General features: G+C 57.1%; 14 protein-coding genes. 5 read left to right on the top strand and 9 right to left on the bottom strand.

The window, feature by feature from the left end; all coding sequences use genetic code 11:
* Positions 1-10: 10 nt before the first annotated feature.
* The 3 genes from ACM6JQ_RS19040 to ACM6JQ_RS19030 form a co-directional block, all read right to left on the bottom strand.
* Entirely contained in the window at positions 11-733 is a 723-nt protein-coding gene (locus tag ACM6JQ_RS19040) for a 2OG-Fe dioxygenase family protein (RefSeq protein ID WP_007911880.1), read from the bottom strand.
* A 16-nt stretch (positions 734-749) separates the two neighbouring features.
* Positions 750-1,673 (bottom strand): iron-containing redox enzyme family protein, encoded by a 924-nt coding sequence (locus tag ACM6JQ_RS19035; protein ID WP_007911878.1) that lies wholly within the window; start codon positions 1,671-1,673, stop codon positions 750-752.
* Positions 1,674-1,775: 102 nt separating this feature from the next.
* The gene (locus ACM6JQ_RS19030) at positions 1,776-2,693 is read right to left on the bottom strand and encodes a fatty acid desaturase family protein (RefSeq protein ID WP_095113130.1); all 918 of its coding nucleotides are present in this window, start codon (positions 2,691-2,693) and stop codon (positions 1,776-1,778) included.
* 317 nt (positions 2,694-3,010) lie between these two features.
* Here ACM6JQ_RS19030 and ACM6JQ_RS19025 point away from each other — a divergent pair, with 317 nt between their 5' ends.
* Entirely contained in the window at positions 3,011-4,009 is a 999-nt protein-coding gene (locus tag ACM6JQ_RS19025) for a LysR family transcriptional regulator ArgP (protein ID WP_007911875.1), read from the top strand.
* Between the two features lie 73 nt (positions 4,010-4,082).
* On the opposite strand, the gene ACM6JQ_RS19020 is transcribed toward ACM6JQ_RS19025, so the two are convergent.
* Positions 4,083-4,799 carry a response regulator transcription factor gene (locus ACM6JQ_RS19020; protein WP_007911873.1) on the bottom strand — a complete coding sequence of 239 codons (717 nt, stop codon included), beginning with the start codon at positions 4,797-4,799 and terminating at the stop codon, positions 4,083-4,085.
* A gap of 169 nt (positions 4,800-4,968) precedes the next feature.
* On the opposite strand from ACM6JQ_RS19020, the gene ACM6JQ_RS19015 reads away from it, so the two are divergent.
* The gene (locus ACM6JQ_RS19015) at positions 4,969-6,501 is read left to right on the top strand and encodes an ATP-binding protein (protein ID WP_414894498.1); all 1,533 of its coding nucleotides are present in this window, start codon (positions 4,969-4,971) and stop codon (positions 6,499-6,501) included.
* Between the two features lie 168 nt (positions 6,502-6,669).
* Here ACM6JQ_RS19015 and ACM6JQ_RS19010 read toward each other — a convergent pair whose 3' ends face one another.
* From ACM6JQ_RS19010 to glyQ, 4 genes are all read right to left on the bottom strand, one after another.
* Entirely contained in the window at positions 6,670-7,449 is a 780-nt protein-coding gene (locus ACM6JQ_RS19010) for a lysophospholipid acyltransferase family protein (RefSeq protein WP_007911870.1), read from the bottom strand.
* An 83-nt stretch (positions 7,450-7,532) separates the two neighbouring features.
* On the bottom strand, positions 7,533-8,072 hold the full coding sequence (gene gmhB / locus ACM6JQ_RS19005) for a D-glycero-beta-D-manno-heptose 1,7-bisphosphate 7-phosphatase (RefSeq protein ID WP_176472334.1): 540 nt from the start codon (positions 8,070-8,072) through the stop codon (positions 7,533-7,535).
* A 4-nt stretch (positions 8,073-8,076) separates the two neighbouring features.
* Positions 8,077-10,131: a glycine--tRNA ligase subunit beta gene (gene glyS, locus ACM6JQ_RS19000; protein ID WP_007911868.1), complete on the bottom strand. Its 2,055-nt coding sequence runs from the start codon at positions 10,129-10,131 to the stop codon at positions 8,077-8,079.
* Positions 10,128-11,081, bottom strand: coding sequence for a glycine--tRNA ligase subunit alpha (gene glyQ, locus ACM6JQ_RS18995; RefSeq protein WP_025112261.1), 954 nt, complete (start codon positions 11,079-11,081; stop codon positions 10,128-10,130). The genes glyS and glyQ overlap by 4 nt, the downstream gene beginning before the upstream one ends.
* 81 nt (positions 11,082-11,162) lie before the next feature.
* On the opposite strand from glyQ, the gene ACM6JQ_RS18990 reads away from it, so the two are divergent.
* From ACM6JQ_RS18990 to ACM6JQ_RS18980, 3 genes are all read left to right on the top strand, one after another.
* Positions 11,163-11,720, top strand: coding sequence for a DNA-3-methyladenine glycosylase I (locus tag ACM6JQ_RS18990; RefSeq protein ID WP_095113126.1), 558 nt, complete (start codon positions 11,163-11,165; stop codon positions 11,718-11,720).
* A 40-nt stretch (positions 11,721-11,760) separates the two neighbouring features.
* Positions 11,761-12,648, top strand: coding sequence for a lysophospholipid acyltransferase (locus tag ACM6JQ_RS18985; RefSeq protein WP_414894497.1), 888 nt, complete (start codon positions 11,761-11,763; stop codon positions 12,646-12,648).
* 73 nt (positions 12,649-12,721) lie between these two features.
* Positions 12,722-12,961 carry a PilZ domain-containing protein gene (locus tag ACM6JQ_RS18980; RefSeq protein ID WP_105704752.1) on the top strand — a complete coding sequence of 80 codons (240 nt, stop codon included), beginning with the start codon at positions 12,722-12,724 and terminating at the stop codon, positions 12,959-12,961.
* Position 12,962: 1 nt separating this feature from the next.
* Here ACM6JQ_RS18980 and ACM6JQ_RS18975 read toward each other — a convergent pair whose 3' ends face one another.
* Positions 12,963-13,277 (bottom strand): tetratricopeptide repeat protein, encoded by a 315-nt coding sequence (locus ACM6JQ_RS18975; protein ID WP_414894496.1) that lies wholly within the window; start codon positions 13,275-13,277, stop codon positions 12,963-12,965.
* Positions 13,278-13,311: the final 34 nt, after the last annotated feature.

Below are 13,311 nucleotides of genomic sequence, written 5' to 3'. Positions count from 1 at the left end.
ACGAGAACGGTCAGTGGAACTCGATAACCAGCAGATCGCGATAACCGCTGTCAGCTCCATTACAGATCTGAATGGCTGTCGTATCGTGAAAAACCGTGTCATCCCTGAACAACAGTGCCTGACAAGGCTTCTCCAGCGTGCCCACATAAATAGGCTGCTGGTGCATGATATCGACCAGGGTTGTTTCGCCTCCGACTACACCACTTCTGTCGGCCATGAACAGGCAACTGAATTTCACCCCATCCCGATGTTTGCCTTCGGGTACCGGCAATCCCGTCATGTCTGGAGTGGCGAGGATACGATTGAAATAGGTGTTGATCTTCCAGCCTTGGACATCTTCGATTTCACTGAAGGTGTTGGCGAGTTTCAGTAGAAGCTTCTTCAGCACTTCATTGTCGGCCATCTCCGCAGTGACGGGGGCGAAGTGCCGGTCGATGCCACCGTTCAGCGGATTGAAATACTCCGGTTGGGAATACGGTACATGGGGCTGCTGCTCCAGGCGATTGCCGTTCGCATACCACTTGAATTTACCGAAACGGCGATAGCGGTACATGCCACCATCGTTCATGTAACGATCAAGTTCGAGGTTTTCCCAATAACCCTGAAATTGTGCCCACTCGGGCATCTCGGAAAAATCCACACCCAGCAGTTCAGCGGAGTGCCCTGCAACAAATCGGCTGTTGTTGAGTGCCCAGACAGTCTGTGGCTCAGTATTGGCAAGATTGCTTTTCATAAGAGTTCTCTAAGTATCACGTCAACAGCGTTTTGTTGTTTTTCATAGCCAGTTCGATGCTTTTGTAATAGTCGACGGCTACGTTGTATCGGATCAGGCAGCCGATACACATTTCTTCAATGGCTTCAGGGCATGACTTCGCCAATGGCATCAGCACGCGATAGAGAAGTTGCTTGCCGTGATTGGCATCAATCTTTATATGCATGTCGTGGTAATAGATGACGTCTTCGGGCATGTGCAGACGACGCATGGCCTTGACTGTTCGGGAGAACCGGTAGGGCGCAGTGTGTTCAAGAATCGCCAGTGCGCCCAGTAGACGAGGGTGATACTGGCGCCGTAGTGCGTACATCAGCAGCAGATTGCCGTTCTTCAGGGCCTCCGCCGGCGCTTGTTGAACGCGGGCCTGGGGGCCGATGAGTTCGTGCAGTGTTGCTGCGGATTTACGGAACAGCACGGTATGCATTTCGGATAGCGTACCCAGGCCCATTTCGTCCCAGTAGTTTTCCGCAAGCGCCAACTTCATATCGCCTGTCATGCCCAATTGTGCCAGGGCGATGACGTCATCGAAGCGACCGTCGACCTGCTCTTCCATGGCGATGTAAAAGCTCAGTTCTTCAAGCGTCGACTCTTCAGCCAGCCAAGTGAAAAACGCTGAAACCTCATCGCGATGAGTCGAATGCAGGCGGGTGTACCACTTCAAAAACTCGGCAGCGTTCTTTGGCAACCGGGTTTTATCGAGACGACTTTCTTCGTAGGCGTTCCATTCATCTTCCAGTCTATGGGTGCGCGTATATTCGTGGTGAATCGGCGCCATTTTGTAAGCGCTTGGTTCGGCCAGTTCACGAAGATAAAACGAGTTGAGCGCGGTCTGTTCCGATAGCGAGTTTATGGTCGACGGCGGCGTGGTCGTCTGATCCGTGGAACGATCTTGTAGAGTCATTTCAGTTCCTTTGCTTTACCAGGGGCGAGCAGTCGCCAGACGCGAGCACGTGCCACGCCCCGTCGGAGTTAGCGTTCAGTCTTGCAACAGGCGCTGCGCGGGTCAGCTTTTGCGCATTGAGCGGAGCAGTCCCAAGTAAAAACTTTTATAGGAGACTTCCAGGTAACGGCAGTTTTCATGAATTTTTTCGTGCAGGTCGTGCAGACGGTCAATAGGCAATCCGGGCATCAGATGATGCTCAACGTGGTAGTTATTGCCGTTGGTGAACCAGTTCATGAATGCGTTGCTTTTGATGGTTCTGGTGTTTTCGTAGGGGTCTGTCGAATCCGTTGCGCAACGGAAATGCTCTGGCATCTCAATCAGGGCGTGTACCGGAGCCGCGACAAACATGAGCGGAATAATCCACAGATAGACGATGATTTCATAACCGAACTGAAAGGAGACCAAACCCAATAACGCAATCATCAATACCATCGAAAGATGATCTCGCTTGATCCGTTTGGAAACGTTGCTGGAAACGTTTTGGTACTGCGAGCTAAACGCAATGAACACATTTTTGAAAAAACGTGGGTAGTGCGAAACCATCAAAAGTCTGGTTAATAGCGCGCTGATGGAACGAAGGGATAACTCACCATATTGATCACCGTAATCAAAGAACTCCCGATTTTCCGGAGTGCCCAGGTAACGATGGTGGTGCATATGGCTGGCTTTGTAATCAGCAAATGAAACCAACATTGGCAGACCGAGCAGTATGCCGAACAGCTCGTTAAGCTTTTTATTCCGGAATCCCTGTGAGTGCAGGACTTGATGTTGAAGTTCCACGCCATGGGCGAACATTGATCCAAGAAGAATGACGCCTATGGCGATTTCCCATGGATGACCACTCAGTGCCAGACAACCACCGGTTACAATCAGCGCTAAGTAGATTGCAAATTTCAGTGCAAACGTTACATCGCTGGACCTGCTCTGAATATCGGCCAATGCCAATCGATTGGCATTAGTAAATGTAGTTCTCTGCACAACTCACTCCGTCGAACTGAACAAGAATTTCGCTGATATTTTCTAATCGTTAGGCAAGCTATCGAGTTGATTTTTAATCATTCCATTATGTGTACCTTTTACAGGCTCTGGTGTTAACTAATACCTCCGGTTTGAATGTTTAATTGTTCAGCTCGGGTGCTTCTGAAATACATCAAGTTTGATGAATGGCAATAACGCCAAGCAATCGCGCGCAGTACAACTGTGAGGGATCTAACGGTTGTGCCTGCAGTATCGATTCTCAATAGATTCCGCTTCGAAGTAAAAAAGATATTGTTGATCACCCATAAGGAAAACGGATGTTTGATTACAAATTGCTTTCTGCTCTCTCTGCGGTCATTGAACAGGGAGGCTTCGAACGAGCAGCCCAGGTTCTTGGTCTGTCCCAACCCGCAGTGTCACAGCGAATCAAGCTATTGGAGGCCAGGGTCGGCCGTCCGGTGTTAGTGCGCGTGACGCCACCGGTGCCAACCGAGATAGGGCGGCGGCTGCTTTATCATGTTCAGCAGGTGCGGTTACTTGAGCGCGATCTTCAGAGTCACGTGCCTTCTCTGGATGAAGACGGGTCCCCGGAACGCCTGCGTGTCGCCCTGAACGCTGACAGCCTGGCGACATGGTGGGCGCGATCAGTGGGCGATTTTTGCGCCGAGCAGAATTTGTTGCTGGATCTGGTCGTCGAGGATCAAGCGGTCAGTCTCAGGCGTATGCGTGCTGGTGAGGTGGCGGCCTGTGTGTGTGCCACTGAACGGCCAATGGCGGGGGCGCGCAGTCTGTTGCTCGGTGCCATGCGCTACCGCGCAGTGGCGAGTCCGGAGTTTATCGCCCGACATTTTCCGAACGGTATCAATGCCCAGTTGATTGCCCGCACGCCGGCGCTGGTGTTTGGCCCCGACGATTTTCTGCAGCACCGTTATCTCGCAGCCTTGGGCGTGCTCGGAAGTTTCGAGCACCATTTCTGTCCGTCATCAGAAGGATTTATACGACTGACAGAGGCCGGATTGGGTTGGGGTCTGGTTCCGGAGTTGCAGATTCTCGATCATCTGCAGCGTGGCTTGCTGGTCGAGTTGATACCCGACAAGCCAACCGATGTGCCGTTGTACTGGCACCATTGGCGCAATAGTGGCGAGTTGTTGGGCAAGCTGACCGAACATCTCGCGCAATCATCAAAACGATGGTTGGTGCCGCTGGATTCCCTGGCAAACATTCCTCGCCATATCGCTTCCATTCATCAGCCACGTTTCCCGATGCCCACTGAGCACGACAGTCATTCCTGTCTGACGATGAGCAGCAAAGTATAAGAACGTTGTGTTGAACTGAAACAGGACTGTCAGGTGGGGATAACGCGCCCCCTGACAGTTTCGGCTCAGCCGTTCAGGTGACGGCCGCCACACTTTCCAACCGATAGCCGTAGCCATAAATTGTCAGCAGTTGCCAGCCACGATCCGCCGTCAGTCCGAGCTTGTTGCGCAGGCGATAGATATGCGTGTCCAACGGTCGCGACGAAGCCATTTCCTCATGGGGCCAGAACCGTTCATACAGGTAGTCCCGCGACAATGGCCGTCCGAGGTTGCTGAACAGGCAACGCGCGAGACGGTATTCCCGTTCGGTCATGACGATCGGCTTGCCCTCGCGGGTGACCGTCAGTTCCGCATCGTCAAACGCCAAGTCATTGAAACTCAGCACTTCGGCAGCGGCTGGACGCTGTTGACTGTGCCGGCGCAATACCGCCGCCACGCGTGCTTTCAGTTCATTGGGACGGAACGGTTTACTCACGTAATCGTCGGCGCCTGCGTTCAAGGCCTGGACGATATCGCTTTCGCCATCGCGACTGGTCAGCATGATCGCTGCCGGTGGCGCCTCCATGTGCTCGCGGGTCCAGCGCAGCAGGGCCAGACCCGTGAGATCGGGTAACTGCCAATCGAGGATCAGCAGGTCGAAGGTTTCCCGGCGTAGCTGTCGCAGCAGGTCTTCACCACGCTCGAAGCTGTGCAGCGACCACGGCTGCTCGCCAGCGTCGGCCATTTGCTGCAGGGTTTGCTCGACCCGACGCAGTTCGGCGGGTTCGTCGTCCAATATCGCAACGCGCATACGCGATGATTCCTTGATGCTTGGGCAGTTGGCCGACAACCATAGTCGCTCCGCCATTGCTGGGAAAGTAAGCGGCCCGCCATTGGTCGACGTCCGCTATGATTCTTCGGGTCTACGTCTCAGACCTGTGGCCCATGAAACCATTCACATCGCCCTGCCCTGTTTCCCTATGAACAACAATCGTCGGCGTGAAAGCCGAGAGCCGAGCCAAGTGCAGCGACTGTTTCGACAGCTGGTGCGCGAGTGGTTGTGGATAAGTCTAGTGCTGTTGCCGCTGACTGCGCTGTTGTCGTATCGCGGGCAGGTCAATCTGCACGATGCAACGCCTGTTACGGGAGCGTTGTTATCGGTAGGGCTGGTGGCTTGTGTGCTGGGGTTGCTGTTGTGGCGACCGCGATGGGCACTTTGGCTAACGCTGATCGGCATGGCGTGTGTGTTGTTGATCAGTGCCGGGCTAGCGGAAATGCGCCACTGGTGGTCGCCGACACCGGCGGTGCTGGGTATGTTGTTCGGCTATTTGATCTGGAACTGGCGGCGTCTGAGTGTGGTGCTGACGTATTTCGGCTGGGAGCTGGCGCGGCTGGACAGCGAGCCGAAAGTGTTCCCCGAACGTCGTCGTACGCAATTTACCGGGACTGATCGCTTGCAGGGCCAGATCATGGCGCTTGAACAGGCCATGAGTCGCACCCGAGATACCCGTCGCTTTATTGCCGACGGTCTGGAGTACTTGCCCGTCGCCACACTGATCAGCGATCCCAGAGGCCAGATCCTGTTGGGCAATCGCAAGGCTCGTCAGCTATTCGATCACAATCTGGTGGGGGACGACGTCCTCGATCAACTGGCCAGCCTCGGTTATCCGGAGTTGTCCACAGAGCCGCGCCCGTCGCTGTCGGCCATGCCGTTGTTGGAGTTTCGCGATCACAAGGAACGCAGTCTGCGCCTGGAGCGTGCCGCACTGCTGCCGGTGGACGGAGACACGCCAATCGGTTGGCTGCTCAGCCTCACCGATCTCAGCGCCGAACGTGCTGCCGAGGAGCAACGTGGAGTATTACTGCGCTTTCTTTCCCATGATCTGCGTGCCCCGCACTCGGCCATCCTCGCCCTGCTCGATGTTCATCGCCATCAGGCCCAGGTGGATTCGCCGTTGTTCGACCAGATCGAGCGGCAGGTGCGTCGCGCGCTGGATCTGACCGATGGTTTCGTCTTGCTGGCGCGGGCCGAGTCCGAGGCCTATCAGTTCCAGCCGAGCCTGTTCGCGATGTTGGTGCTGGACGTGCTGGATCAGGCTTTGCCCATCGCCCAGCAGAAACGTATCGAACTGCTGCACGACATGGATGAGCAATCCCAGGAGCGCCTGATCATGGCTGACCAGGGACTACTGACGCGTGCGCTGTTCAACCTGCTGGAAAACGCGATCAAGTACAGCCCGGCAGACACCACGATTGAACTACGAGTCAGTTGCCACGGAGAGTGGCTATGTTGCGAACTGACCGATCAAGGCAAAGGCATCGCCGAACAAGAGTTGCCTGATCTGTTCAGTCAGTACCGACGCTTTTCCTCGGCCCAGGGCATCGACGGCGTGGGCCTCGGCCTGTCGATGGTCAAAGCGGTGGTCGATCACCATGGCGGCAGAATCGAATGCCGCAGCATGGTCGATCAAGGCACCACGTTCCTGCTTGAGTTACCGTTGATCCGCGAATGATCAGGCACAAAAAAACCGGCTATATCAGCCGGTTTTTTTACTTCCGAAAAAAACTTATGCACCTTTTACGGTGTTTTATGAGCTTGAGAAATATATAAGTAAATCAATCACTTAATTTCAATATTCAAGCGTTTTCAACAAAACCGTACACAGGTTATCCACAAAATCTCAGACAGCGATCTGATCGCTTGCCGCCGGTGCCTGCGGGGTGGGTGGCAGCGAACCCATTTCCCGCTGAGTCTTCTCGTTCCAGGCTTGCACCCGGTCGTTCAGCTCGGCGATGGCGCGAGGGCCAGTACCTTCGGCGTACATCGGCTCGCCGATGACGACAGTGATCACGCCAGACTTCTTGCCCCAACCGATTTTCGGCCAGAACTTGCCGGCATTGTGTGCAATCGGCAGGACCGGAAGCGCCGCATTCACCGCCAAAGCGCTACCACTGCGGGAGAATTTGCCGACAGTGCCGTAAGGAACACGCGTACCTTCCGGGAAGATCAGCACCCAAACGTTGTCCTTGAGCAGTTCATCACCTTTGGCGGCGACCTGTTTCAAAGCAGCTTTCGGGTTGTCGCGATCAATCGCGATCGGCCGCAACATGGCCATGGCCCAGCCGAAGAACGGCACGTAAAGCAATTCGCGTTTGAGCACTTGGCTCAATGGCGAAAAATAGGCGGAGAGAAAGAACGTCTCCCAGGTGCTCTGATGGTTCGACTGAATCACGCAGGGCCGGTCAGGCACGTTTTCCGCACCTTTGATTTCGTAACGAATACCGAGGAACACCTTGGTCAACCACAAGGCGCAACGGCACCAGTACACGTTGATAAAACGATAGCGCGCCTTGAACGGCAGAAACGGCGCGATAAAAAAACTCAAGCTGCACCACAGCAGGGAGGTGGTGCCCAGCAGCAGGTAAAAGAGAAAAATCCTGATGGCCCGCAGTATCGACATAGTGACGTTTACCGTTACGGGGCAATGCCCGAGTGTTCAAGCGCACTCCCGATCAATCCCTGGTCAGGAAATTCAGAAGTACTCTAGTTGTGGATAAGTTCTGCGGCAATCGCCGCCAGATCGTCAAAAATCAGAGTGCCAACCGGCAGGGTTTTGCCCTGAGTCTTTGCGCCTTTTCCGGTCTTTACCAAAACTGGCTGTGAATCGACGGCTTTGGCGGCCTCCAGGTCACCAAGGCTGTCGCCGACGAACCAGACATTGTTCAGTTCGACGTTGTAATGCGCCGCGATGGTTTTCAACATCCCCGGTTTCGGCTTGCGGCAATCGCAGCCTTCGTCCGGCCCATGCGGGCAATACACGATCAGCCCGACTTCACCGCCCTGCTCCGCGACCAGTTCGCGCAAGCGCGCGTGCATGGCATCCAGGGTGGCGAGGTCGTAATAGCCGCGCGCAATGCCCGACTGGTTGGTGGCCACTGCCACCGTCCAGCCGGCCTTGCTCAACTGCGCAATCGCTTCGATCGAGCCGGGCAACGGAATCCACTCCGCCACTGACTTGATGTAAGCGTCGGAGTCGTAATTGATCACTCCGTCCCGATCGAGAATCAGCAGTTTCAACAGCAATCCCTCAACCCAGCAGCGAAATGTCGGCAACACCGAGGAACAGACCACGCAAACGCGCCAACAGCGCGTAACGGTTGGCCCGCACATTGGCGTCGTCGGCATTGACCATCACCGCGTCGAAGAACGCATCGACCGGCTCACGCAATGCCGCCAGGCGTGCCAGCGATTCGTTGTACTGACGGGCAGCGGCCATTGGCTGTACAGCCTGATCTGCTTGCTGGATCGCCGAGTACAGCGAGAACTCGTTGGCGTTGTCGAAGTACTTGGCTTGCACCTCGGTCGGTACCGCGCCTTCGAGTTTGCTCAACAGGTTCGATACACGCTTGTTCACCGCCGCCAGCGCTGCCGCTTCCGGCAGTTTGCGGAAGGCTTGCACCGCTTGCACACGTTGGTCGAAGTCCAGCGCCGAACCCGGCTTCAGGGCACGTACCGACAGGTAAGTGGCTACTTCGACGCCTTCATCTTCGTAACGCGCACGCAGACGGTCGAAGATGAATTCCAGAACGGCTTCGTTGAGACCGGCTGCCTTCACCTTGGCACCGAACGCATTCACCGCGAATGCGACGGCGTCGTTCAGGTCCAGATCGAGTTTTTTCTCGATCAGGATACGCAGCACACCCAGTGCCGCACGGCGCAGGGCATACGGGTCTTTGCTGCCGGTTGGCAGCATGCCGATACCGAAGATACCGACCAGGGTGTCGAGCTTGTCGGCGATGGCAACGGCTGCACCGGTCAGGGTCGCTGGCAGTTCTGCACCGGCACCGCGTGGCATGTACTGCTCGTTGAGCGCCAGCGCGACGTCTTCCGGCTCGCCGTCATTGAGGGCGTAGTAGTAACCGGCGACACCTTGCATCTCCGGGAACTCGCCGACCATTTCGGTGGCCAGGTCGCACTTCGACAGCAGGCCCGCACGAGCAGCCCACGAGGCGTTGCCACCGATGCGTGCGGCGATGTACGCAGCCAGTTTGGAAACGCGCTCGGCCTTGTCGTAGACGCTGCCGAGTTTTTCCTGGAACACCACGTTCTTCAGGCGATCATTGAAGGCTTCGAGTTTCTGCTTCTTGTCTTGCTTGAAGAAGAACTCGGCGTCGGTCAGGCGTGGGCGAACCACTTTCTCGTTACCGGCGATGATCTGCTGCGGGTCTTTGCTTTCGATGTTGGCCACAGTGATGAAACGTGGCAGCAACTTGCCGTCGGCATCCAGCAGGCAGAAGTACTTCTGGTTGTCCTGCATGGTGGTGATCAGCGCTTCTTGCGGCACGTCGAGGAAACGTTCCTCGAATGAGCACACCAGCGGCACCGGCCATTCAACCAGCGCGGTCACTTCGTCGAGCAGCGCTGGCGGAACGATTGCCGTGCCTTCCTGACGGGTGGCCAGCTCTTCGGTGCGCTTGCTGATGATCTCGCGACGTTCGTTGGCATCGGCCAGCACGTAAGCGGCACGCAGGTCGGCGAGGTAGCTCGACGGCGAACCGATGCGCACGCTTTGCGGGTGATGGAAACGGTGACCACGGGAATCACGGCCAGCCTTTTGCGCGAGGATGGTGCAGTCGATGACCTGGTCACCGAGCAGCATCACCAGCCATTGGGTCGGACGCACGAACTCTTCCTTGCGCGCACCCCAACGCATGCGTTTCGGGATTGGCAGGTCGTTCAGCGAATCTTCGACGATGGTCGGCAGCAGGCTTGCGGTCGGCTTGCCGGCGATGCTCTGGCTGTAGCGCAGTTTCGGGCCGCTCTGATCGATTTCGCTCAGATCGACGCCGCACTTCTTGGCAAAACCCAAGGCTGCTTGCGTTGGATTGCCTTCAGCGTCGAACGCCGCCTGACGTGGCGGGCCATCGAGGTTGATGCTGCGATCCGGTTGCTGAGTCGCCAGCGCGGTGATCAGCACAGCCAGACGACGCGGCGCGGCGTAGACGGTTTTAGTCTCGTAGCTCAGGCCAGCGGCTTGCAGGCCCTTGTCGATACCGGCGAGGAACGCTTCAGCCAAGGTGTTCAGGGCTTTCGGTGGCAGTTCTTCGGTGCCCAGTTCAACCAGAAAATCTTGCGCACTCATTGTGCTGCCTCCAGCTTGGCCAGTACTTCGTCACGCAGGTCCGGGGTCGCCATCGGGAAGCCCAGCTTGGCGCGTGCCAGCAGGTAGGCTTGCGCAACGGAACGCGCCAGGGTGCGTACGCGCAGAATGTATTGCTGACGCGCGGTCACCGAGATCGCCCGGCGCGCATCCAGCAGGTTGAAGGTGTGCGACGCCTTCAACACCATTTCGTAGCTCGGCAACGGCAGCGGCTGGTCGAGTTCGATCAGGCGCTTGGCTTCGCTTTCATAGAAGTCGAACAGTTCGAACAGTTTGTCGACGTTGGCGTGCTCGAAGTTGTAAGTGGACTGCTCCACTTCGTTCTGGTGGAACACGTCGCCGTAGGTGACTTTGCCCATCGGGCCGTCAGCCCAGACCAGGTCGTAGACCGAATCCACGCCTTGCAGGTACATGGCCAGACGCTCGAGACCGTAGGTGATCTCGCCGGTCACCGGGTAGCACTCGATGCCGCCCGCCTGCTGGAAGTAAGTGAACTGCGTCACTTCCATGCCGTTGAGCCAGACTTCCCAGCCCAGACCCCAGGCGCCGAGGGTCGGCGATTCCCAGTTGTCTTCGACGAAGCGAATGTCGTGGACCAGCGGGTCCAGGCCGACATGCTTGAGCGAGCCCAGGTACAGTTCCTGGAAGTTGTCCGGGTTCGGTTTCAGGACGACCTGGAACTGATAGTAGTGCTGCAGACGGTTCGGGTTTTCACCGTAACGGCCGTCAGTTGGACGGCGGCTTGGCTGCACGTAAGCGGCGTTCCAGGTTTCCGGGCCGATGGCGCGGAGGAAGGTCGCGGTGTGGAAAGTGCCGGCGCCTACTTCCATATCGTAGGGCTGAAGTACCACGCAACCTTGCTCGGCCCAGTATTGCTGGAGCGCGAGGATCAAGTCTTGGAAGGTACGCACGGCTGGCGTAGGCTGGCTCACGAAATTCACCTGTTTCTTGGGCTGCGATTTAAAGAGCGGGAGTATACCCGATTCATTGCTGCGCACGCCCCCTGGAGCCTTATGCCACGCTGCTTTTGGTGTACCGAAGATCCGCTGTACATGGCTTATCACGACCAGGAGTGGGGCACGCCGCTACGCGATGCGCAGGGTTTGTTCGAGTTGCTTTTGCTCGAAGGGTTCCAGGCCGGGCTGTCCTGGATCACTGTACTGCGCAAACGCGAGCGTTATCGCGAGGTGTTGTTCGGCTTTGACGTACAGCGCGTGGCGCAGATGAGCGACGCCGAAATCGACGAGTTGATGCTCGATCCAGGGATCATCCGCAACCGCCTCAAACTCAACGCCGCCCGCCGTAATGCCCAGGCCTGGCTGGCGCTGGAGGATCCGGTGGGGTTCCTCTGGTCGTTCGTTAACGACCAACCGATCATCAATCATTTCAAGGATCGCAGCGAAGTCCCGGCGATCACCCCCGAAGCGCTGGCGATGAGCAAAGCCTTGAAAAAGGCCGGGTTCACGTTCGTCGGCCCGACCATTTGCTACGCACTGATGCAGGCCTCGGGCATGGTCATGGACCACACCCAGGACTGCGACCGCTACGCGCAGCTCGCCAACGGCGGTTAGAATGGCCGCCTCGCGCACCGCACAAGATCAGGAGTGACCTGTGGAAAAGTTTAAAGGCGCCTTGCTGGTAGGCGCTCTGCGGCTGTTTGCCCTGCTGCCATGGCGGGCCGTGCAGGCCGTGGGTTCGGCGATCGGCTGGATCATGTGGAAAACCCCCAACCGCTCCCGCGACGTGGTGCGGATCAACCTAGCGAAATGTTTTCCACAGATGGATGCGGCCGAACGTGAGCGTCTGGTCGGGCAGAGCCTGAAAGACATCGGCAAGTCGCTGACCGAAAGCGCCTGCGCGTGGATCTGGCCAGCGCAGCGCTCGATCGACTTGGTGCGCGAAGTCGAAGGCCTCGACGTGCTGAAAGACGCGCTCGCCTCGGGCAAAGGCGTAGTCGGCATCACCAGCCACCTTGGTAACTGGGAAGTGCTCAATCACTTCTATTGCAGCCAGTGCAAGCCGATCATTTTCTACCGTCCGCCGAAGCTCAAGGCTGTGGATGAATTGCTGCGCAAACAGCGCGTGCAACTGGGCAACAAAGTCGCCGCGTCGACCAAGGAAGGCATCCTCAGCGTCATCAAGGAAGTGCGCAAAGGTGGTGCAGTGGGCATTCCCGCTGACCCGGAACCGGCCGAATCCGCCGGGATCTTCGTGCCGTTCTTCGCCACTCAAGCGCTGACCAGCAAATTCGTGCCGAACATGCTCGCCGGCGGCAAAGCCGTCGGCGTGTTCCTGCATGCGCTGCGCCTGCCCGACGGTTCTGGCTACAAAGTCATCCTCGAGGCCGCACCGGACGCCATGTACAGCACCGATACCGCCGAATCCTGCGCAGCGATGAGCAAGGTGGTTGAGCGTTATGTCGCGGCGTATCCGAGCCAGTATATGTGGAGTATGAAGCGCTTCAAGAAACGCCCGCCGGGCGAAGAGCGCTGGTATTGAGCTGATTGGCATGATCTGTGGATAACCTCTCTGGCGAGGTTATCCACAACCGTTCATCAAAGGGCGCAACAAGATGTCCGAACAACGTAAATCCTTCCGCATCAAGATCACCCACGACAGCTTTGGCGAATGCCTCGGGCAGACGCGCAACCTGTCGCCTACCGGGGTGTTTGTGCAGCATCCGGTTTTGGCTTCTTTGCCCAAAGGTGCAGTGGTTTACGGCCAGGTGCAGGGACTACCCACAGGCGCACCGCGGGTGCGCATGGAAGTGGTGACGGTGGATGCCGACGGTATCGGACTTCGCTACCTTTGATTTACTGCGCCTGACGATCCAGCTTCTTCAGAAACACCGTCATTTCCTTTTCGGCCTGCTTGTCGCCATGAGCGAGGGCCGCTTCCAGGCCTTGTTCCCACGCTTGCCGCGCGGCGGCGTGATCGCCCAGCGCCAGATGCGCCTTGCCCAATAGTTTCCATGCGGCCGAATACTTGGGGTCGAAGGCGACACAGCGTTGGAAATGCTCGGCGGCCTTGGCGTTTTCGCCCAGATCCAGATAGCCCTTGCCCAGGCCGAAGCGCAGCAGGGAGTTATCCACACCCTTGGCGAGCATTTTTTCCAGGGATTCGAGCATCGGTGGGTTCCTTTTCTAGCGCGTCAGAAAGATC

Source organism: Pseudomonas sp. IT-232MI5 (assembly GCF_949767845.1).
Classification (GTDB): Bacteria; Pseudomonadota; Gammaproteobacteria; order Pseudomonadales; family Pseudomonadaceae; genus Aquipseudomonas.
The sequence above is the reverse complement of the archived record's forward strand: the minus strand, read 5'-3'. Positions and strand labels throughout refer to the sequence as shown.

What these genes read in the sequence shown, in the direction of transcription:
- ACM6JQ_RS19040 (WP_007911880.1), bottom strand. Translation starts at nt 733, where the DNA reads ATGAAAAGCAATCTTGCCAATACTGAGCCACAGACTGTCTGGGCACTC.
- ACM6JQ_RS19035 (WP_007911878.1), bottom strand. Translation starts at nt 1,673, where the DNA reads ATGACTCTACAAGATCGTTCCACGGATCAGACGACCACGCCGCCGTCG.
- ACM6JQ_RS19025 (WP_007911875.1), top strand. Translation starts at nt 3,011, where the DNA reads ATGTTTGATTACAAATTGCTTTCTGCTCTCTCTGCGGTCATTGAACAG.
- ACM6JQ_RS19020 (WP_007911873.1), bottom strand. Translation starts at nt 4,799, where the DNA reads ATGCGCGTTGCGATATTGGACGACGAACCCGCCGAACTGCGTCGGGTC.
- ACM6JQ_RS19015 (WP_414894498.1), top strand. Translation starts at nt 4,969, where the DNA reads ATGAACAACAATCGTCGGCGTGAAAGCCGAGAGCCGAGCCAAGTGCAG.
- ACM6JQ_RS19010 (WP_007911870.1), bottom strand. Translation starts at nt 7,449, where the DNA reads ATGTCGATACTGCGGGCCATCAGGATTTTTCTCTTTTACCTGCTGCTG.
- glyS (WP_007911868.1), bottom strand. Translation starts at nt 10,131, where the DNA reads ATGAGTGCGCAAGATTTTCTGGTTGAACTGGGCACCGAAGAACTGCCA.
- ACM6JQ_RS18990 (WP_095113126.1), top strand. Translation starts at nt 11,163, where the DNA reads ATGCCACGCTGCTTTTGGTGTACCGAAGATCCGCTGTACATGGCTTAT.
- ACM6JQ_RS18980 (WP_105704752.1), top strand. Translation starts at nt 12,722, where the DNA reads ATGTCCGAACAACGTAAATCCTTCCGCATCAAGATCACCCACGACAGC.
- ACM6JQ_RS18975 (WP_414894496.1), bottom strand. Translation starts at nt 13,277, where the DNA reads ATGCTCGAATCCCTGGAAAAAATGCTCGCCAAGGGTGTGGATAACTCC.